The organism is Streptomyces sp. E-08 (assembly GCF_049913095.1).
Classification (GTDB): Bacteria; Actinomycetota; Actinomycetes; order Streptomycetales; family Streptomycetaceae; genus Streptomyces.
In genome coordinates this window covers 3,081,207-3,100,155 of record NZ_CP183971.1, presented here as the reverse complement: position 1 = coordinate 3,100,155, position 18,949 = coordinate 3,081,207, and the positions used below count along the sequence as shown (strand labels likewise).

Annotated in this window: 15 protein-coding genes and 1 pseudogene; 9 read left to right on the top strand and 7 right to left on the bottom strand. The window is 73.0% G+C overall.

Features of this window, described 5'->3' with window-relative positions; translation table 11 throughout:
- Positions 1-5 precede the first annotated feature (5 nt).
- The gene (locus ACN9MM_RS14115; RefSeq protein ID WP_426363948.1) at positions 6-641 is read left to right on the top strand and encodes a potassium-transporting ATPase subunit C; all 636 of its coding nucleotides are present in this window, start codon (positions 6-8) and stop codon (positions 639-641) included.
- Here the strand turns inward: ACN9MM_RS14115 and ACN9MM_RS14110 are convergent.
- Complete coding sequence (locus ACN9MM_RS14110) at positions 635-1,780, bottom strand: winged helix DNA-binding domain-containing protein (protein ID WP_426363947.1); 1,146 nt, start codon at positions 1,778-1,780, stop codon at positions 635-637. The genes ACN9MM_RS14115 and ACN9MM_RS14110 overlap by 7 nt on opposite strands.
- 109 nt (positions 1,781-1,889) lie before the next feature.
- Here ACN9MM_RS14110 and ACN9MM_RS14105 point away from each other — a divergent pair, with 109 nt between their 5' ends.
- The 3 genes from ACN9MM_RS14105 to ACN9MM_RS14095 all read left to right on the top strand — a co-directional run bounded on the left by ACN9MM_RS14105 (position 1,890) and on the right by ACN9MM_RS14095 (position 5,884).
- On the top strand, positions 1,890-3,461 hold the full coding sequence (locus ACN9MM_RS14105) for a DUF2079 domain-containing protein (RefSeq protein WP_426363946.1): 1,572 nt from the start codon (positions 1,890-1,892) through the stop codon (positions 3,459-3,461).
- A gap of 81 nt (positions 3,462-3,542) precedes the next feature.
- Positions 3,543-4,409, top strand: a complete 867-nt coding sequence (locus tag ACN9MM_RS14100) for a hypothetical protein (protein ID WP_426363945.1) — start codon at positions 3,543-3,545, stop codon at positions 4,407-4,409.
- Positions 4,410-4,543: 134 nt separating this feature from the next.
- Complete coding sequence (locus tag ACN9MM_RS14095; RefSeq protein WP_426363944.1) at positions 4,544-5,884, top strand: esterase-like activity of phytase family protein; 1,341 nt, start codon at positions 4,544-4,546, stop codon at positions 5,882-5,884.
- Positions 5,885-5,906: 22 nt separating this feature from the next.
- Here ACN9MM_RS14095 and ACN9MM_RS14090 read toward each other — a convergent pair whose 3' ends face one another.
- Positions 5,907-7,490: an IucA/IucC family protein gene (locus ACN9MM_RS14090; RefSeq protein WP_426363943.1), complete on the bottom strand. Its 1,584-nt coding sequence runs from the start codon at positions 7,488-7,490 to the stop codon at positions 5,907-5,909.
- Positions 7,491-8,203: 713 nt separating this feature from the next.
- On the opposite strand from ACN9MM_RS14090, the gene ACN9MM_RS14085 reads away from it, so the two are divergent.
- A complete protein-coding gene (locus tag ACN9MM_RS14085; protein WP_426368738.1) occupies positions 8,204-9,424 on the top strand; it encodes an IucA/IucC family protein in 1,221 nt (406 codons plus the stop codon).
- Here the strand turns inward: ACN9MM_RS14085 and ACN9MM_RS14080 are convergent.
- A complete protein-coding gene (locus tag ACN9MM_RS14080; RefSeq protein WP_426363942.1) occupies positions 9,403-9,858 on the bottom strand; it encodes a cupin domain-containing protein in 456 nt (151 codons plus the stop codon). The genes ACN9MM_RS14085 and ACN9MM_RS14080 overlap by 22 nt on opposite strands.
- A 20-nt stretch (positions 9,859-9,878) precedes the next feature.
- On the opposite strand from ACN9MM_RS14080, the pseudogene ACN9MM_RS14075 reads away from it, so the two are divergent.
- Positions 9,879-10,532 (top strand): annotated as a pseudogene (locus tag ACN9MM_RS14075) (LysR family transcriptional regulator); the annotation flags it as partial.
- 79 nt (positions 10,533-10,611) lie between these two features.
- Positions 10,612-10,878, top strand: coding sequence for a hypothetical protein (locus tag ACN9MM_RS14070; protein ID WP_426368965.1), 267 nt, complete (start codon positions 10,612-10,614; stop codon positions 10,876-10,878).
- Positions 10,879-10,887: 9 nt separating this feature from the next.
- On the opposite strand, the gene ACN9MM_RS14065 is transcribed toward ACN9MM_RS14070, so the two are convergent.
- A complete protein-coding gene (locus ACN9MM_RS14065) occupies positions 10,888-11,448 on the bottom strand; it encodes a carboxymuconolactone decarboxylase family protein (RefSeq protein WP_426363941.1) in 561 nt (186 codons plus the stop codon).
- A 152-nt stretch (positions 11,449-11,600) separates the two neighbouring features.
- Between ACN9MM_RS14065 and ACN9MM_RS14060 the strand changes: the two genes are divergently transcribed.
- Positions 11,601-11,897: a winged helix-turn-helix transcriptional regulator gene (locus ACN9MM_RS14060; RefSeq protein WP_426368737.1), complete on the top strand. Its 297-nt coding sequence runs from the start codon at positions 11,601-11,603 to the stop codon at positions 11,895-11,897.
- Here the strand turns inward: ACN9MM_RS14060 and ACN9MM_RS14055 are convergent.
- Together ACN9MM_RS14055 and ACN9MM_RS14050 are read right to left on the bottom strand one after the other, a co-directional pair.
- Entirely contained in the window at positions 11,872-12,708 is an 837-nt protein-coding gene (locus ACN9MM_RS14055; protein ID WP_426363940.1) for a PhzF family phenazine biosynthesis protein, read from the bottom strand. The two genes, ACN9MM_RS14060 and ACN9MM_RS14055, sit on opposite strands and share 26 nt — an antisense overlap.
- An 80-nt stretch (positions 12,709-12,788) precedes the next feature.
- On the bottom strand, positions 12,789-13,460 hold the full coding sequence (locus ACN9MM_RS14050; protein ID WP_426363939.1) for a DUF4097 family beta strand repeat-containing protein: 672 nt from the start codon (positions 13,458-13,460) through the stop codon (positions 12,789-12,791).
- 303 nt (positions 13,461-13,763) lie between these two features.
- On the opposite strand from ACN9MM_RS14050, the gene ACN9MM_RS14045 reads away from it, so the two are divergent.
- A complete protein-coding gene (locus ACN9MM_RS14045; RefSeq protein WP_426363938.1) occupies positions 13,764-14,471 on the top strand; it encodes a DUF998 domain-containing protein in 708 nt (235 codons plus the stop codon).
- Between the two features lie 33 nt (positions 14,472-14,504).
- Here ACN9MM_RS14045 and ACN9MM_RS14040 read toward each other — a convergent pair whose 3' ends face one another.
- Positions 14,505-17,249, bottom strand: a complete 2,745-nt coding sequence (locus ACN9MM_RS14040) for a phosphotransferase (protein WP_426363937.1) — start codon at positions 17,247-17,249, stop codon at positions 14,505-14,507.
- Positions 17,250-18,949: the final 1,700 nt, after the last annotated feature.

The window sequence follows — 18,949 nt, the reverse complement described above, 5'->3', positions numbered from 1 at the left end:
TGACCATGAACAACTCGGCAGTGAACACGGGCCGCGTGCTCTGGGCCGGCCTGCGCGCCCTCCTCGTCCTCACCGTGATCTGCGGCGTCCTCTATCCCCTCGCCGTCACCGGCATCGCCCAGGCGGCGTTCCCCGGCAGGGCGAACGGCTCCGAGGTGAAGGACGCGAGCGGGAAGGTCGTCGGTTCGGAGCTGATCGGCCAGACGTACGAGGATCTCCGTTGGTTCCAGCCCCGCCCGTCCAACGGCCTGGGCGCCAACAGCGTCAACACCCGGTACAGGCTGATCCTCTCCGGAGCCACCAACCGCTCCGGCGACAACGCGGACCTGATCGCCTGGGTCAAGGACGCCAAGGCGGCCGTGATCAAGGACAACTCGGTGAACGGCTACACCGTCAAGCCCTCCGACGTCCCCGCCGACGCCGTCACCTCCTCCGGCTCCGGCCTGGACCCGCACATCTCCCCGGAGTACGCGAAGCTCCAGATCCACCGGGTCGCCGAGAAGAACCACCTCACCGTCGCCCGGGTCGACAGGCTCGTCGCCGACCACACCGACGGCCGCATCCTCGGGTTCGTCGGCGAACCCCGCGTCAACGTCCTCCGACTCAACATCGCCCTGAAGGCGTTGACGGCCGGTCAGTAGGCCAGCACCCGGGACTCGACCGTCGGCAGCCCCTTGACCCACCAGTGGTCGTAGCGGCGGTAGACGTGCGGGTCCCGGGCCGCGAGCAGCCGCCCGAGCGGCGCGGCCTCCGCCCCGACGGCCTCCCAGTCGGCGGCGGCCAGAGGATGGAAGGGCGAGACCTCGATCCCGCCCTCGACCGGCCGCCAGACCCCCGCCACGTACCCGTCGACGAGGAGCGTCGGGAGCGTGTCGCCGTTCACGCGGATGACGAGCTTGCGGTACTCGGGCGGGATGACCCGGCCCCGGTCCGCGTAGGCCAGCAGGACGCTGTCCCACATAGCGAGGAGCCGGGGCGGTGCGGGCACCTCCCCGTCCGGCCGGGGCGCCCCCGGTACGTCGTACAGCACCGTCCCGCCGGGCCCCTCCAGGCGTTCCAGCTCGCCCTCCAGGGTCTTCACCGCCTCGCGCACCAGACCGCGCGGGGCCGTCGTGAACTGCGCCATGTCCGGTATCGACGCGGGCCCGAAGCCCTCCAGGTAGCGCCGGACCAGGACGGCCAGACCGGCGGCGGACGCCTCCGGGTCACCGAGCACCGGCAGCTCGCGCGCCGTGACGAAGGCCTGCTTGGTGCCGAAGGACCACGGCGGGCCCGTCGGCGCGTGCCACAGCGGCGCGTACTGCCGCACCATCCGCCAGACGACGGCCTCCACCGGCTCGCCCCGCCCCTTCGCGATGTGCTCGCGCAGCTCGGCCCCGGTCCGCGTGCTCTCCGCGTACGCCAGGAGGCCGGGCAGCAGCGCGTCGGCGTCGGCGGCCGTGAAACCCGCCGCCGTGAAGCGGGGATCGTGCAGCCGCGAACCGCGCAGCGTCGGCTCCATGCCCTCCCGGAAGGCCCGGTAGTCCTCGGCGTGCACCAGGTGCAGCGTGAGCCGCATCAGCGTCGACCTGACCAACTCGAAGCCGCTCACGGCCCCGTCGAGGTGCTCCGGTTCGAACTGCGTGACCCGGTTCCACAGCGCCACGTACGGCGAACCGGGATGCTGCGCCTGGAGGCCCACCACCCGCCGTACCGCCTCCGCGACGCCGAGCGGCTCCCGCTCCAGGAGCAACTGCCGGTGCAGGGTGGAGCGGTTGAGGGCGCGCGCGGTGATGACCATGGCGCGATTCTGCCTCCCCGGCCGCCCGGACACGCACCGTAGGGTCGTGGCCATGGGGAACGCGCCGCCACACATATCGACCCGCCCGCCCGGCGAGAGCATCACTCGGGTGCCGGGCCCGCGCACCCCGGGCGGACGGGACACGGCGGCGCCCACGAAGCCCTTGGCCGGCCGGGGCGTCGCCCTCACCGCCCTCTGCTTCCTCGTGTGCGCCGCCCTCGGGCTCCAGTCCTGGACGGCCCTGCGGGCCACCGGCTTCGACCTCGGCATCTTCGACCAGGCCGTGCGGGCGTACGCCCACCTCGAACTGCCGAGGTCGCCGATCAAGAACGTCCACCACGAGTTCCCGCCCGGCTTCTCGCTCCTCGGCGACCACTTCACCCCCGCGCTCGCCCTCCTCGCACCGCTCTACTGGCTGTGGGACGACCCGCGGACCCTGATCCTCGCGCAGGCCGCGCTGTTCGCGGCGGGCGTGCCGGTGGTCCGCCGCATCGCCCGGCACGCCTTCGCGGACGCGACGCCCCGGGCCGCACGCCGGGCCGCCGACCTCGGCGGACTCGTGTACGCGCTGGGGTGGCCGCTCCTCAACGCCTCCTACAACGGCTTCCACGAGGTCGCCTTCGCGGTGCCGTTCACCCTCCTCATGCTGGAACGGGGACTCGCCCACCGCTACGGCGCGACCGCCCTCTGGGCGGCGCTGCTGTGCACGGCCAAGGAGGACATGGGCCTCGTCGTCGGCGCGTACGGTCTCGTCCTCGCGGTCCGCGCCCACCGCGCCGGACACCGCGCGGGCCGTGCCACGGGCGCCGTACTCGCCCTGGCCGGACCGCTGGTGTCCGCGCTCGCCCTCTGCTGGTTCCTGCCGGCGATGGGCGGACCCGAGGGCTACTACTGGTCGTACGGACGCCTCGGCGCCGACCCGGGGGACGCCCTCGCCCACGTCCTCACCGCCCCCTGGGTGCTGCTCCAGGTCGCCGTCACCCCCTTCGTCAAGGTCGCCATGGCCGCCTGGATCCTGGGCACCCTCGCCCTGCTCCCGCTCGGCTCCCCGACATTCCTGCTCGCCGTCCCCCTCCTCGCGGAACGCCTCCTCTCCGACAACCCCAACCACTGGCCGGTGATCAACCACTACGACGCCTTCCTGTGGCCGATCCTCCTGACGGCGGCCCTGGAGACCCTGGCGCGGCTGCACGCGCGCCGCCGCGTCCGGCCGTGGGCGCTCGCCGCGGTCGCCCTCTCCTCCGCGGCGGCCGTCGCCCTCGGCCTGAACCTCCTCGTCCGCCCCGACGCCTGGCGGCCCTCCCCGGACAGGCGCCCCCTCGCCACGGCCGCCGCGCTCATCCCCGACGGCGCGACGGTGGAGGCCGACAACACCGTCGCGCCCCGCCTGACCGCCCGTACGGACGTGGTCATCGCGGACGGGACCCCACGCGGCGCGGACTGGGTCCTCCTCCGCGTGAACGACCGGACGTTCCCCTTCGCCTCCACCGACGAACAGCGACAGCGCATCGACCTCCTCCTCGCCCACGGCTACACGAAGACGTGGCAGGAGAACGGCACGGTCCTCCTCCACCGCACCACCCCCACCCCGATCCCCGGCGCACACCGCCCGGACCGGGACAGCACCCCCGTCCGGGAGGGCGTCCCGGACGACGTGGGCACGAACCTGCTGCTGCGGTAGGGGCCTTCCCGTCCCGTCCGGTTCACCCGGGCCACGTCCGTGGGTCACCCGGTTCTCACCCGCGGTCGTGAGCATCGGGGCATGACCTTCCTGCCCCGTGTCACGCGCCCGGCCACCGCCGGCTCGGCCGTCGCCCTCGCCGTCGCCGCCGCCCTCCTCGCCCCGTCCTCGCCGGCGTACGCCGCGGGCAACGCCGTCCCCACGTACGAGGTGAAGATCAACCTCACCGCGGCGGCCCTCGACGCGAACTCCGCGCCGAGCACGGCGGTCAGGTCGGCCTTCGGCATCACCGGTTCCGCCAAGGCCCGCTCGTACAGCTACTACGACACCGACGCGCTCGCGCTGGACGCGCAGGGCTGGAGCGTCCGCCTCCGCCACAAGAGCGGCTCGTCGTTCGAGGAGACGTACAAGAAGCGCTTCCCCGTCACGAACGGCGACATCGACGCCGCCCTCACCACGGCCGACGCCGCCGGCTTCGACAGCGGCGACACCAACTACGACGCCGAGGTCGACTGGGGCTACGCCAAGCAGACCCTCAGCTTCTCCAACGAGAAGAGCCACAGCGCCAGCGGCTACTCCGGCACCGCCCTGCCCACGAGCACCACCGGCCGCACCTGGCTCGTCAACGACATCCCCGGAAAGCTCCAGGACTGGAACACCACCGGCTGGGGCAAGACCACCCTCCAGGCCTCCCGCGCCCACGGACCGGTCACCGCCCAGGTGTACGGCGGCGCCTGGGGCCCCTCCGACGACGCGAGCATCGAGGTGCTCCCGGTCGTCGGCGCGAACGGCACGGGCACCGAGTACGTCGTCGAGCTGTCCTTCAAGACCGACTCGTACGCCGACGCCGCCGACCTGCACGCGGACGCCATCGCCGTCGCCGAGGCCCACGGCTGGCTGTACCACGGGGACATCCTCAAGACGCAGCTCATCCTCGACCGGTACTGAGCGGGGCCGCACGGAGGCGCGCGTTCACCCAGGACTCGCCCCGATGTCGCGAACACGTCGCCCCGTGTTGCGCGAAGGACTGGACCATGAGGCCGCCCTCACCGGCGACTTTCCATGTTCTCCAGGGAGTTCAGATGAATCCGCGCCTCCTGCGCCGGCCCGCCCTCGTCGTCCTGCCGCTGTCCGCCGCGCTCGCGTGTTCGGTCGTCGTGGGCACGGCCGACGCCACCCCGGCGCACCACGGCGGCCCCGCCGCCCGGGTCGTCTCCACCTCGACCCTGCCCGACATCCCGCTCGCCGCCTTCAGCAACGCCCTGCTGCCCGGCAGCGTCGCCGACGACCGGGGCGTCGACCTCGGCGGCATCGGCAGCGACCTCTACCCGGCCGAGCGGCGCGGAGAGTACTGGACCGTCACCGACCGGGGCCCCAACGGCCAGATAGCCGTCGGCAAGGACAAGCGGCGCACCTTCCCCGTGCCCGGCTTCGACCCGGCCATCGTGAAGATCCGCACCGTCGGCGACCGGATCCAGGTCCTGGAGTCCATCCCGCTGACCACCGCCTCCGGCGCCCCCGTGACCGGCCTGCCGAACCAGCCCGGCCGCGACGAGGCCCCGTACTCGTACGACGCCTCCACCCCGCTCGCGTACGACCCGAACGGCCTGGACACCGAGGGCGTCGTCCGCGACCGGGACGGCAGCTTCTGGCTCGTCGACGAGTACGGGCCCTCGCTCGTGCACGTCTCCGCCCGGGGCCGGGTCCTCGCCCGCCACGTCCCCCGGGGCCTCGGCCTGACCGGCGCCGACTACCCGGTCGTCGAGTCGCTGCCGTCGATCCTCCTCCAGCGCAAGATCAACCGCGGCTTCGAGGGCCTCGCGCTGCTGCCCGACGGCGACCTCGTCCTCGGCCTGCAGAGCCCGCTGCTCAACCCCGACAAGGTGTCCGGCGAGGACTCCCGCAACACCCGGCTGCTGCGCTTCTCGCCCCGCAAGAACCGGGTCACCGCCGAGTACGCCTACCGCTTCGACGCCGTCGGCACCGTCGAGCCCGGCCAGACCAAGACCTCCGAGCTGAAGCTCTCCGCGCTCGTCGCCGTCGGCGGCGACCGCCTCCTCGTGCAGGAGCGCACCGACAAGGCCGCCCGCCTCTACGAGGTCCGCCTGCGCCGCGGCTCCGACATCCTCGGCACCGCCTGGGACACCGCCCAGGGACCCACCCTGGAGCAGCTCGACGACGCGGCGGCGGCCGAGGTCACGGTGCTCGACAAGCGACTCGTGATCGACCTCAACACCGTGAAGGGCGTCCCCGGGAAGATCGAGGGCGTCGCCGTCGAGGGCTCCTCGACCCTCGTCCTGCTCAACGACAACGACTTCGGGATGACCGACGGCCCCGCCGCCTTCGACACGAACGGCCGCCTCGTCGACAGCGACGTGGAGACCACCCTCGTACGGGTGCGGCTGAACCGACCCGTCCGCTGATCCCCTTCCGCGGTGCGAGGTCCTACGGGGCCTCGCACAGCGGATTGGCCATCGGTACGTAGCGGGCGTCGGCGCCGTCCACGTCGAGCCAGCGCAGCAGCAGGTTGGTCTTCGCGGGCACGTGCGGCGAGCCGAGCAGCGCGGTGACCTCCGCCGGACCGCCGTGCTCCGCCACGTACCGGGCGAACACCGCCCGCGCCCGGGGCCACAGCTCACCGGCGAGCTCCGGGTGGCGGTCGGTGAGGCCCCCCGCGATCTCGGACAGGTTGTTCGTCACCAGGCAGTAAGCGAGCCGCTCCCAGCCGTGCGCCGCGTCGACCACCGGAGCGGGTCCCCGCGACCGGTACCGCTCCAGGAGCGCGCGGTGCCGCTCGGCGACGATCCGTACCCCCTCGTGGTCGCGGAAGACCACCCGCGCCGGGAGGCCGTCGGCGTCCACCCCGACGAGGACGTTCTGCAGATGGCACTCCAGGACCAGGCCGTGCTCCCGCCAGGCGTGCAGCACCGGCGGCACCAGGACGTCGAGGTAGCGCCCCCACCAGTCGAGCGCCCTCTCCGGGGTCAGCCCGTCGACCGGGTTGCCCGGGAAGCCCTCGCCGATGCCCGCCGCGAGCAGCGGCGTCACCCCGGGCGGCAGGTGAGGCCGCAGGCCCTCGCGCGCGATCACCGCGAAGCCCTCGTAGGCGTGCTGCCCGCCGAGGTCGGCGGTGCGGTAGCCCCGGTCGGCGAGGAACGACGCCGCCGGCAGGGAGTCGAAGGCGGGCGCGAGGAGGTCGCCGACCGTCCTCAGCCACAGCAGGTCGCGCAGCTCCAGGCGGCGGTTCCCGTTGGTGATGCGCACGTCCAGGCTGAACTTGCAGAAGACGTCGGCGTCCGGCAGGTACACCGTGCGGACGGACGAGGTCGCCACGGCGAGACCCGCCCGCGGCGCGGCGGCGCCGAGCCGCACCAGCCGCCCGTCACGGAACGCGGGCAGTTCGTGCGTGCGGAGCAGGTCGAGCTCCCAGGGGTGGATCGGCAGCGGCACGTACCCGTCGGGGGCGGCGCCGGAGACGAGCGCGTCGAGGAGGGACAGGTCGCCGTCCTCCGCGACGACGTCGGCCCGGACCCCGAGGAGCTCCAGCGGGAACCGGGCGTACGCCTCCGGCGCGTACGGCAGCCAGGTCTCCGGCGCGCCCGCCCCGCGCGCCTTGGGCGCCGGGTGGTACCGGTGCCCGGCGAGCAGCGCCTGCTCCGACCGCAGGTAGGGGTCCTCCGGCGGGCACGCGGACGCGCGCGCGTCCTGGAGCGCCGCGACGACGTCCCGGCTGGCGGCCATCTCGCCGACGACGGTCCTGTTGGCGACGCCGGTGCGGCGGGTGAGCTCGTCGGCGGTCAGCGCCACGAGTGCGTCGAAGGTCAGCGGGAGCCAGCCGCCGTCGGTGCGGACACAGGGCTCGGTGGGCCGGCGCCCGGCCCGCACCCGCAGCAGCCGGCCGGTCGCCGGGAGCCGGTGGACGGCGTGGTCGGCGTCCGGGTGCTGCGCGGTCTCGGCCACTTCCCGGATCAGGCAGTTGAGGAGGGCGGTGGCCGACAGGGCGTCGGCCCGGCCTCTGGCTTCACTCACGACAGCGCCTTCCACCGGTGCCCCGGCGGGTCGTCCACCGGTAGGGACATCCTGCGCAGGGTAGTGAACCTTCATGCACTCCGCTCCGGATCACGATACGAGCGCCCGCCCCACCCCGCGCGCCCCCGAGCCGGCCTCGGTTCCGGGGCCTGGGGCGGCCTCCGGCCCCGCGGCGGTCTCCGTCTCCGGATCGGGCCCTGGGGCGGTCTCCGGCTCGGGCCCTGGGGCGGCCTCCGTCCTCGCCGACGCCACCGAGGCCCGCTTCGCCGCCCAGCTCGCCGACGTGGCTCCCCGGCTCCTCGCCGCCTACCGCCGGGAACTGCCCCCGGCCAGGGCCGCGGTCCTCGCCCGGCTGTGGCGTGCGCTGCTCCACGAGCCGCTGCCCGGGGTCGCCGCGCGGGACGCGGACACCGGCCGGGTGGAGCTCGCCGACGGCCGGGTCCTGAGCGGGCCGCCCCGGCTCCCGTACGACCTGGTGGTCCCCGGCGAGGACGTGACGGTACGGCTCGACGGCCGCGCCCACGACCACCCGGCCGCCCTCCTCGCCGCGCTGGACCTGCCGGGCGCGACCCCCCTCGTCGCCGAACTCGACCACGGCGTGTCCTCCCTGGCCCTGTCCAGGGCGGGGGGCGGGGGCGGGGGCAGGGGCGGGGGGTACGGGTACGGGCGCGGCGCCCGGCCCGGGTCCGGCGCCCGACGACCCCCTCGCGTCCATCGAGCAGGGCATCGTCGACGGGCACCCGTACCACCCCTGCTGCCGCAGCCGCCCCGGCCTCTCCGTCGCCGAGCAGCTCGCGTACGCGCCCGAGCACCGCCCGGTCGTCCGCCTCGACCTGGTGGCGGTCCCGGCCGGACGGTGCCTGGTCGCGGGGGAGTGGCCGGCGCGGCTGCGGGACGGCGACCGGCTGCTGCTGCCCGTGCACCCCTGGCAGAGCGAGCACGTCCTGACGGGCCTCGGACACATCCCGTACGTCACCGGCGCGATCCCCGCCCGGCCGCTGATGAGCGTACGGACCCTCGCCCCGCTCGACGGGGGACCGCACCTGAAGACGGCGCTGACCACGCGCATGACCAGCGCGATCCGCGACATCTCACCGAGCGGCGTCGAGAACAGCGCGCCGCTCTCGGCCCTGCTGGCGCACGTCGTGGCCGACCTGGCCGGCACGTTCCGGATCACCCGCAACCTCGCCGGCGCCTCCGCGCTCGTACGCGGCGGGCCCAGCGCCGACCTCGCCGTGCTGCTCCGCGAGTCGCCGGCCGCCGCCGCCGGCCTGCGCGAGGGGGAGACGATCCTCCCGGTGGCGGCGCTCGCGGCCCGCCCCGCCGACGACGGACCGCCCCTGATCCGCGCGCTCCTGGCATCCGCCGGCGCCCCGGACGCGGGCGCCGACTGGCTCGCCGCCTTCGCCGGCCTCGCGGTCCCGCCGCTGCTCCGCCTCCTCGGCCGGGGCGTCGCGCCCGCCGCCCACGGGCAGAACCTCCTGGTCGTGCTCGACGCGCACGCCCGCCCCCGCCGGCTCGTCTACCGCGACCTCGCCGACGTCCGGGTGAGTCCGGGCCGCCTCGCCCGGCACGGTTTCGACGCCGCTCCCGTCGGCGGCCGGGTGATCGACGACGACCCGTCGGTGCTCCGCACCATGCTGTTCGGTCACCTCTTCGGCACCACCTTCGGCACCCTGGTCTCCGCCCTCGCCGACCGGGACCGGACCGCCGGGGACCGGCTCTGGGAGGTCGTCGCCGCCGCGGCCCGCCGCGCGTACGACGACCTTCCCGCGACGCCGGAGCACCGGGCCGACCGCGTGGCCCTCTTCGCCCCGGAACTCCGGGTCAAGGCCCTCACGCTCATGCGGCTGCGGGGTGCGGACCACGACGCGTGGATCCCGGTGCCCAACCCCCTGGCCCCTCTGTCGCCTCACAGGAAGTGCACGTCGTAGCGGTCCTGTTCGGCGAGAAGGCCGTCGAAGGACTCCAGGCCGTGCTGGACGCGGCCGAGCGACCGGAAGTACCCGAAGCGGTCGACCCCGGGGGCCAGGACCACGAGCAGCTCCGCGGCGGAGCCGGGGGCCGCGCCGAAGGAGTGGGGCGTTCCGGGCGGTACGGAGACGAGTCCGCCGGCGGCCACGGTCGTCGTCCCGCCGGCCAGGGTGAACCGCATGACCCCGTCCAGTACGTAGAACAGCTCGGTCGACAGCGCGTGGAAGTGCGGCCGCGCCCCGGCCGCGCCCTCGCCGAGCAGGAGCCGGTTGGCCCCGAGGGCGCCGCCGGTGTGGCGGGCGTCGGCGAGGAGACGGAACCCGCCGCCGTGGGGGAGGTCGATCCGCTCGGCCTCCTCGGGCTGCACGACCAGCGCCTTCTGGTTCTCGGACATCGTTCACGGTCCCTTCCGGGGTGTCGGACTTCCCTGCGCTCCCCATTCGATCCGGGGAAGAGGGGCCGCACCACAGGCGGTTGCAGACGGCAGAGATCACCGTTCGTGATGAATGCGGGGAGGGGGCGGCGGTGGAGCTGCGGCAGCTGCGGTACTTCGTGGCGGTGGCCGAGGAGGGCGGGTTCGGCCGGGCCGCCGAGCGGCTCGGCATCGTCCAGTCAGCGGTCAGCCAGCAGATCCGGCGGCTCGAACGGGCCTGGGGCGTGGAGCTCTTCGAGCGCACCACCCGGCGCGTGCGCCTCTCCGGTGCCGGTGAGCGGCTGCTGCCCGAGGCGCGCGCCGTGCTCGCGGCCGCCGACCGCACCGCGCGCGTGGCCGCCGACACCGCGGCGGGGGACGACGGGATCCTGCGGCTGGGCGGCATCCACGGCCCGGGGGACCGGATCGACCGGGTCCTGGCCGCACTCTCCGCCGGAGCACCCCGGTTGCGGGTCCGTCTGCACCGGCTGCCCGTCACCCGCCGACTGGAGGCGGTGCGCGACGGGGAGCTGGACGCGGCCCTCGTACGGGCGCTGCCGGACGAGCCGGGGGCCGCTCCCGGGCTCGAAGCGCTCCCGCTGTGGAGCGATCCGCTGTACGCCGCCCTGCCCGAGGGCCACCCGCTCGCGGCCGAGCCGGAGCCGTGCCTGGAACGGCTTGCGCGGCTCCCGCTGCGGCTCGCCCCCCCGGGATCGGAACCCGCCCTTCCATGCCTTGGTCGCGGGCGCGTTCCGGGCCGCGGGGGTCCGGCCGGCGGCGGGCCCGCCGTTCACGGACCTCCAGGCGACGCTGACCGCGATCGGTACGGACCGGGAGCCCTCGTGGACCCTCTTCTACGAGGTGCGCGGACTGCCGGGGATCCCCAGGGTCGCGGTGCGTCCGCTCACGGGCCTCACCGTCACCACCTCGCTGGCCGTGCGGCCGGGCCCGCCGGGCCCTGCCCTGCGACACCTGCTGCGGGCCCTGCACGCGGTGGGGTGAGTCCCGGGGTCACCTCGTGGGAAAGGGCGCCGCCCAGGCCTCCTCCTCCACGAGGAGACCGTTGGCGAGGTAGCTGATGGTCCGGTACCAGCCGGCCAGGACGAGGAGTTCGAGGAGCTGCTCGTCCTCGTAGTGGGCGCGCAGGGCGTCCCAGGCGGGTTCCGAGAGGCGGGCGGTGTCGTGCAGTTCGTCGACGGCGGCCAGGAGGGCGGTCTGGCGCCCGGTGAGCGAGCCGGTCGACGCGGGGTCGGTGTCCGTGGTGGCGCGGAGCTGGTCGGGGCCGAGCCCGGCCCGCGGGGCGAGGGTCGCGGCGTGCACGCCCCACTCGTAGGCGCAGCCGGCGCGCGCGGTCACCCGGGCGATGACGAGCTCGCGGTCGGCGGCGGGCAGGAGCCCGTGGCCGAGGAGCCCGGCCCCCAGGGCGAACATGCGCGACGCCAGGTCGGGACTGCGGTGCAGGACCCGGAAGAGCCGGAGCGGTTCGTGGGGGACGCCGGGAGGCATCCAGCGGCGCAGGGCCCGGTCGACCTCGGGGTCGTACGGGGGGACGAGCGGTTCGATGCGCGGCATCTGCTGTACCTCCTGCTTCGTTTTCAGAAGCGCCACTATGATGCTTCTGAAAACGAAGCGCAAGGGCAGGGAGAGGGAGGCGACCCATGGACGACGGAGCGGCACCACGGCCCGGACGGCCCGTACGGGGATCGGAATCCGGCCGACCGGTCATGGCCGCACTCGACCTGCTCGGACGCCGGTGGGCCCTGCGCGTCCTGTGGGAACTGAGCCTGGCCCCGGCCGGATTCCGCGAACTCCAGCGCCGCTGCGCGCACATGTCCTCCAGCGTGCTCAGCACGCGCCTGGACGAGCTCACGGCAGCCCTGCTGCTCACCCGCGCCGACGAGGAGTACCGGCTCACCCCCCTCGGGGCGGAACTCGTCGAGGCGCTCGCCCCGTTGGAGGCCTGGAGCGGCCGCTGGGCGAGGGAGACGGACGGGTCTACGGGAGCAGGGGCGGGCGCGTGACCAGGACGTCACCGCCCAGCCGCACCACCGGACCGGACGACCAGGCCCTGAGGGTGGAGGGACTGCCGAGGGAGTCCCCCATGTCGACGGAGACGCGGTCGATGCCCCGCTCGCCGAGGTGGGCGGCGAGACAGGCCGTGCTGTTGGCGTTGGCGACGTCCTCGGGGACGCCGATCGACGGGGCGAACATCCGGGCGGCGACCCGCCCCGACGGCGACGGCGCCGCGTACACGTAACAGCCCAGGAGCCCGAGGCGGTCACACGCGGCGCGGAGCCGTTCCATGTCGGGGGCGAGGGCGGCGAGTACGGCCGGCGAGGTCACCGGAACCAGCAGCCGGGGCCGCCCGACGGAGGCGACCCGAAGCCCCGTCCCGAGCGCGTGCGGGTGGATGCCGAGCGTGGGCAGGACGAGCGCGGACTCTTCCGGGTCCGGCTCGCGCAGCTCCACGGGCCCGTACGCGAAGCCGACCTCGGCGCACGGCCCCTTCCGTACCGCCCGGCCGGGGAAGGTGCGGCCCGCGACCCGGAGGGTCACCCGGTGCGTGCCGGCGCCCGCCCGCGCGGCGAGGTACCCGAGGGCGGCGAGCGTCCCGTGTCCGCAGGAGGGCAACTCCCCCTCGGAGGTGAAGAACCGGAGGGAGAACACGGGAAGCCCGTCCTGTTCGGGACCCCGCGAGACGAAGACGGCGTGCGAGGTCCCCGCGACCCCGGGCACCCGCCGCCGCTCCTCCTCGCCGTACGGCCCGTCGTCCGTCACGGCCGTGGGGCTGCCCCCGCGACCGTCCCGTACGCACGCGTGGACGACACTCACGGACGCCCCTCCGAAGAACACCACACGACGTCCTTACCCACGGACGGCCGCGACCGTGCTCCGCGAGCCGGATCGCGGGCTCAGAGGCTGCGGGCGTTGATGTCACCGTACGAGGTGGTGGCGCGGATGCTGAGTCCGGCGCCGGCACCCTCGGTGTTCCGGAGGGAGTTGCTGACCCGGCCGTAGGCGGTGCCGGCGTCGAGGGACGCGGACACGCCACGGGCGGCGCCGACGTTGATCTCGCCGGCCTCGGTGCGGAGCACGACCGTGCCGCGCAGGGCCTCGCCGATCCGGAGGTCGCCCTTGCGCGTCCTGATCTCGGCGTCGCCGCCGAGCCGCCCGACCGTGATGTCACCGGCCTGGAGGGTGAGACGGGCGCTCGCCGCCTCGTCGAGCTTGACGGTGGCCTGCGCGCTCTCGAAGGTGACGTCGCCGAGTCGCCCGACCCCACGGAGCTCCGCGGCGGCGGCCTTCGCCTCGACGCGGGACCCGGCGGGCAGCTGGACGGTGACCTCGACGGCCCCGGACTGACCGAAGTACTGGTTCTTGGCCGCGGGGGCCTCGATCCGCAGCACACCGTCCCCGAAGGAGACCCCGGTCTGCTGGGCCGCCTTCACGTCGCGGCTCTTGGAGGGGTCGGCGGGCAGGACCTCGACGATGGTGTCGGCCCGGTCGGCGGCGATGAACCGGATGCGCCCGGCGGGGACGTCGAGGACGGCGGAGACGGGGGCGGTGGTGGCGAACTTCTGCATGGTGCTTCTCCTTGGACTCGTCGTTTCCGATGAAGGAAAAGCTACGTTGCATTCACAAGAGTGGCAACATGAGCGTTGCGCAGAATCTCAATCTATGCAGGTGAAGGCTAGGATTTCATTGCAACGACCCTGAGGCTAACGCAACACGGAGAGCGCAATCCATTGCAATGAATGAAGGTGAACGCAAAGAAGAGGGGCGGCGGGGGCCCGGCCGCGTGGCGCAGGTCACCTTCACCCCGTCGATGAGTTCCGCGCTCGTCACCGGTCGTACGTGCGACAGGATCCGAACGAGGAAGGCCCGACATGACCCAGACGCTCAGCGCCGGTTCCCCCGCCGTCCCCACCTCGCCCCCTTCGCGGTCGGCCGGTCGGGGCCTGACGGCCGGCGCGGTCGTCGCGGGCCCGTTGTTCCTCGGGGCGGGCGTCGTCCAGGGGCTGACCCGCGACGGCTTCGACTTCGGCCGTCACGCCCTCAGCCAGCTCGCCCTCGGCGAGGCGGGCTGGACGCAGACCGTGAACTTCCTGATCGCGGGGGCCCTGTTGCTCGCGGGTGCGGCCGGGCTGCGGCGCGTGCTGGGCGGCGGCGCGGGCGGCACCTGGGGCCCGGCCCTGGTCGGGGTCTTCGGCGCCTCGTTCTGGGCCGCCGCCGCCTTCCCGGCGGACGCGGGAGCGGGCTTCCCCGCCGGTGCGCCCGACGCGGCCGTGATGAGCGGGCACGGCTTCGCGCACATGCTGGCGGGGATGGTCGGCTACCTCTCCCTGTGCGCCGCGTTCGTCGTCCTGGCCCGGCCGCTCGCCGCCCGGGGCCACCGCGGCTGGGCCGTCGCCTCCCGCCTCGTCCCCGTGGCCGTCCTCGCCGGCTTCACGGCCTCGGCCACCTCCGTCCTCGCCTTCACCGCGGGCGCGGGCCTCGGCCTGATGTGGCTGACCGCGGTGGCGGCGCGCCTGGCCACCGTCCCGGCGGACAGCTGGGGCCTTTCGTCCGGATCACGCCGGGCTCGCGGGGCCTGACACGCCCTCGGCCTCCACATCCTCCGTCCCCTCCTAGGTCTCCGTGCCCTCCGTCGCTGTCTTGGCCGCCGCCCCCTGAGTCGCCTCCGTGGCCCTGGCGACCAGAGCGTCGGCGACATCGGCGGCCAGGAAGAACGGCAGCCGTCGGTTCACCAAGTCCTCCTGATCGCGGTAGCGGGCGAAGGGGAGCAGAGAGGCGAGCAGGGCCCACTGGTATTCGAGATCGGTGAAGGCCCAGTTCGACTGCTCGCAGCCCTTGAGGATGCTCCGCAGCTTGATGACACAGGTCAGGATCCGGCGGACCTGGGCGTCGTCCACGTTCTCCGACAGGACCGGGCTCCAGAGCGCGTCCGTGTGCAGCGATTCGGCGAACCACGTGCGGATCTGGGTCACCTGTTCCGGCCCCCACGCGAACGTCCGCGACCACAATGCCGCTTCGAGGCGGGCGAAATCCTTGGCGATGTGACCGCGGTGCGTGGTCTCGAAGTCGATCACGTAGAGGTGGGGGTCCGCGGCGTCCGGACCGCTGGCGAGGATATTCTCGCAATGCAGATCGCCGTGCGAGACGCAGGTGAGATAGCGGGTCGTCAGCCCGTGCTCGCGGTCGTACAGCAGCCAGTCGATGAGCCGGGCGGATTCCGGGGCCGGCGTCGCGACCTCGGCGATCTGCGCCACCAGCCAGAGCGGGTTGGTCCGCTTTCCGTCTGTCACCTTCAGGCCGCCGACGTCGACATGGTCCCCCAGCAGCTCCTCCAGAGTCCGGGGCCGGAAGGTCAGGCCGTCCGGGACGCTGAAGATGGTGCCCGCTTCCGGTGAGGCGAACTTCGCGAGCTCCGAAGCGGCGTCCTTTCCAGGGCGGTACCCGGCCCGCTCGAAGCCGGCCGGCCGCAGGGCCGGATACTCGCCCCGCAGGTCGCCCACGGCCCGGCTGGCATTGCTCAGCCAGGGACCGAGCGCCTTGACGAAGAGCTTCTTGACCACGGCGCGGAGCGCTTCGTCGGTCACGGGCTCCTGCCGCGTGAGCCAGTCGCGGAAGGTGCTCGGCTCGTCGTCCTCACGGAAGACGTAGGAGGTGAGGATCGCCTGGTAGCGGCTGCCGGTGCTGCGGTTGACGATCGAGGTGGACGAGACCGTGCACTTGCTCGACCGGTAGAACGGCTGGAGCTGTTCGCCGAACTCGTCGAAGTTGCGTTTCTCCCGCTGGACCTTGTTCTCCTCGTCCATCTTCAGCACACCGACGGGGCCGAACACGTTGCGTGCCAGGAACGTCGGTACCGGGCGGCCGGCGAACAGGGCTCCCTGCACCATGAGGCCGCCGTGCCGGGGTGCCAGTTCGGCGGCGACGCCTTGGAGCAGCCGGTCGGGCAGCTGCAGCTTGTGGTCGTCCCGTTCCGTCAGGGACATCGAAGTCGCCGTGCCTGACGAGGTACCCGCTTCCCAGGCGTTCTTGACGACGCTCACCTCCCGGGCCTTGTCCAACAGGTCGACCGCCTTCTCGCGCCAGAACAGGCGAACGTCCCTCTCGCGTGCGGACAGCTCCTCGTTCTTCTTCGTCCTGCGGTACAGCCCTGTGAGCAGCCGGTCCAGCTGGTCCTCCTTCCATCCGGAGAGGCTCAGCAGCATGAAGGCGGTGCTGTGATGGTGCTCAGGCCTGCCGGCCCACTGATCGAGGAGATGCGTGGCCCAGTCCTCGTCGGGCGTGCCTCTCACCCGTTCGTCCTGATTGCCGTACTCGGGATCCACGGGTTTGGGGCCGCCGATGAGCAGCTGGATCCCCACGGCATGCCGCAGCCAGCCGCACACTTCGGGCAGCCGCAGCTCAAGGTCGACGGCCTGCAGGTCGCTGACGGCGACCAGCGCGGTCGCTTCCGCGGCGGCGAGCAGCCGCTCGCGCTGATCGTTGTTGTGCCGGTGCTCGGCCTGGAAGGTGTGGAGGTAACCGACGATGTCGGCCACGACCTGGAAGTTGTTGGACCTGCGGTGATCGCGAAGGCAGAAGTTCAGCAGGGCACCCTCCAGGAACCGCTTCCGGATCCGCTCCGCCTCGGGCGCGGTGCCGCCGACGTCATAGCTCGCCATCGCCGAGCGCGCCGCCTTCCGGACGGTCGTCGCGCCCCTGTCCAGGGCCCGGTAGTCGCCCACCGGGACCTGGACGTCCTCCAGGTGTTTCCTCAGCGTCAGCAGGTCGGCTTCGATGAGGGGTGTCAGGAGCTCGGCGGCGTCAGGCGCGCACTGGGGGATTCCCTTCAAGAGCCGCTCCTCGAAACCGTCGAACAGCTTTGTGAAGGACTCCTGCCGTGCCTGGTCGGACCGCCAGCCGTCGAGCAGGTCCTCGGCGGCTTGGTGGAAGGAGGGGTTCTGCCCTGTGGGACTCTGCGGATTGGCCTCGGTGTCGGCGACGGTCGGGTCGACGTCCTCGTCCGGGTCGACGGGGTCGAGTTGCGCGAGCTGCCGACGGGAGTTGTCGATCGACAGCTGGTACCTCTCCGGGCGTGATCCGTATAAGCGGATGGCCAGTTCGAACAGCGTGCGGGCCCGTCGGGGGTCCGCCTCCGTGTAGTGCCTCTCCGCGGCCAGCACCGCCGCATTGGCGATCTTGAAGGTGGGTCCCGCGAAGTTCCCAGTCGCGAGTTCCTCCTCGGCCGTGGCCAGGTTGCCGCGCGCCTTTGCCAGGTCGCCCGTCAGCCGACCGTCGTCCCCGGCGATGTCCTGCAAGGCCTTGGCGACGTAGCGGTACGCCTCGTTGAACTCCTCCGGCGAGACCGGCGAAGCACCCATCGTCCTTCCTTTCTGAAGATCGCGACAACCCCTTGCGGCCAGGGGTGATCAGAGCGGCGTCGGCAGGCGACCCGTGGCCGAGGGGCCTGCGGGCCACGGCGCGGGCCGCCACGACGGCTCAGTTCGCCGAGGTGTCCATCTCGGCACGAGTACGGCCCTCGGGTTCAAAGCCGAACAGCTCGGGCCGGGACTTCGCCGCTTCGTGGCCCTTCGCTACGTCCCGGGGCGGCGGTCCGAAGGTCCCGTCTGTTCTGCCGCAGGGTCTGGCCTGTCAGGGTCAGCAGAGCGATGGCCACGCCACCGATGATCTTCTCCACCACCAGGGCCGTCCTCCCCGTCGAGCACACCTCATCCGGTGCCGTCAATGTATCGGCTGAACTGCCGAGTTGACTGCCCGTCGTGACGGCAGGTCATCGTCGATCCGCGCGGAGAAGCACGTGAGTCGCCGCCGTAATGCCCAAGGGCAACGCCCCTTCGCCCGTGATCAACATCAGCGTCGAGGGAGACGCTCCGTTCAGCCCCACTGCGCCTGTGTCACAGTCCGATCGGGGAGCACGCAGCCAAGCTGTGGTCGCTCCGGCACCGACAGATGCGCCGGCCGTTCCGATCTGGCACCGGACATCGGTGATCTGGAGCGCGACGGCCGCGGTCGTGGGAGCCTGCGGACTGCTTGCGCCCTGGCTGACTGCACGGTGATTCGTCGTTGCTTCCGCCCGGCGCCACGGTCCGTCGCCGGGCGGAACGGCTTGGCGGAAGGAAGGCAGCGACTCAGGGGTTGATTCCCTTGATCTCCACTCAGGAAGACGCTCTTGACTTGCGCGAGTGCAGAGCAGTGGCGTCTTCCGCGGTACGGGACAAGGGGTGGTGGGCTGACTTGTCAGTCCGCCGGAGGTGGACGAGGGAGAGGGGCCAGGGACTGGATATGGTCCCGCCCTCGCAGACCAAGGTGGGCGCGGCCCTCTCGTTCGCGGGCCGGCGCATGTGGCCGACCGCTCGCGACGCCCTTCCCTGTAGGGACCCCAGGGGGCTCACGACATCGACCGTCCGCACACCACCGCTCTCGCCCCCGGGCTCCTGGCCGGAATCTCGCTGGAGGAGGTGCCCTCGCTCGTCCAGCGAGATTCCGACCCGCGGCCCGGAAGGTTCAGTTTGCGGGCGTGGGCGGAGTCCCTCGTCGGGGGTCCGTACCTGGGGTGCGCCGGCTTCAGTGGCAGCATGCCGCATGATGTGCTCGCGATCTTCGCTTCCTGCTCGCCTCGCCGCATCTCGTGCAGCGTTCCTGCCTGCCCACCGGAGATCGACCGGCAGAGAAGAGCGCGTGGGCCGGAGTGAGGCGGGCAGTGGGCGGCCCGAACGGCCGCCGGAGGCCGCCCTTGGTCGGTTTCACCGGACGGATCGAGCCCTGCCCGCCCCTCTCCCGGCTTTTCCTTCCATCGGCCGAAAACCGCTCCTGACCAGCAAAAAGACCCTCCCGAAGGAGGGTCTCGCGCTGTGCGCCCCCGGCAGGACTCGAACCTGCGGCCAAGTGCTTAGAAGGGACTTGGCCGCATGCGAGGCTACGCGGCGCTGGCCTGCTGCTTCGTAGCTGCACCAGGAGCCACGATCGTCGTCGCCCCGCGTATTCACCGGAGGGCATCATTCCGGCAGATGCTGAAGCACGCTTCCTGCTCGGCGTCGGCGCCCGCCCCCGACCTCGCCGC

Coding starts and splice junctions, on each gene's coding strand:
- ACN9MM_RS14115 (WP_426363948.1), top strand. CDS start 6: ATGAACAACTCGGCAGTGAACACGGGCCGCGTGCTCTGGGCCGGCCTG.
- ACN9MM_RS14110 (WP_426363947.1), bottom strand. CDS start 1,780: ATGGTCATCACCGCGCGCGCCCTCAACCGCTCCACCCTGCACCGGCAG.
- ACN9MM_RS14100 (WP_426363945.1), top strand. CDS start 3,543: ATGACCTTCCTGCCCCGTGTCACGCGCCCGGCCACCGCCGGCTCGGCC.
- ACN9MM_RS14095 (WP_426363944.1), top strand. CDS start 4,544: ATGAATCCGCGCCTCCTGCGCCGGCCCGCCCTCGTCGTCCTGCCGCTG.
- ACN9MM_RS14080 (WP_426363942.1), bottom strand. CDS start 9,858: ATGTCCGAGAACCAGAAGGCGCTGGTCGTGCAGCCCGAGGAGGCCGAG.
- ACN9MM_RS14065 (WP_426363941.1), bottom strand. CDS start 11,448: ATGCCGCGCATCGAACCGCTCGTCCCCCCGTACGACCCCGAGGTCGAC.
- ACN9MM_RS14060 (WP_426368737.1), top strand. CDS start 11,601: ATGGCCGCACTCGACCTGCTCGGACGCCGGTGGGCCCTGCGCGTCCTG.
- ACN9MM_RS14050 (WP_426363939.1), bottom strand. CDS start 13,460: ATGCAGAAGTTCGCCACCACCGCCCCCGTCTCCGCCGTCCTCGACGTC.
- ACN9MM_RS14045 (WP_426363938.1), top strand. CDS start 13,764: ATGACCCAGACGCTCAGCGCCGGTTCCCCCGCCGTCCCCACCTCGCCC.
- ACN9MM_RS14040 (WP_426363937.1), bottom strand. CDS start 17,249: ATGGGTGCTTCGCCGGTCTCGCCGGAGGAGTTCAACGAGGCGTACCGC.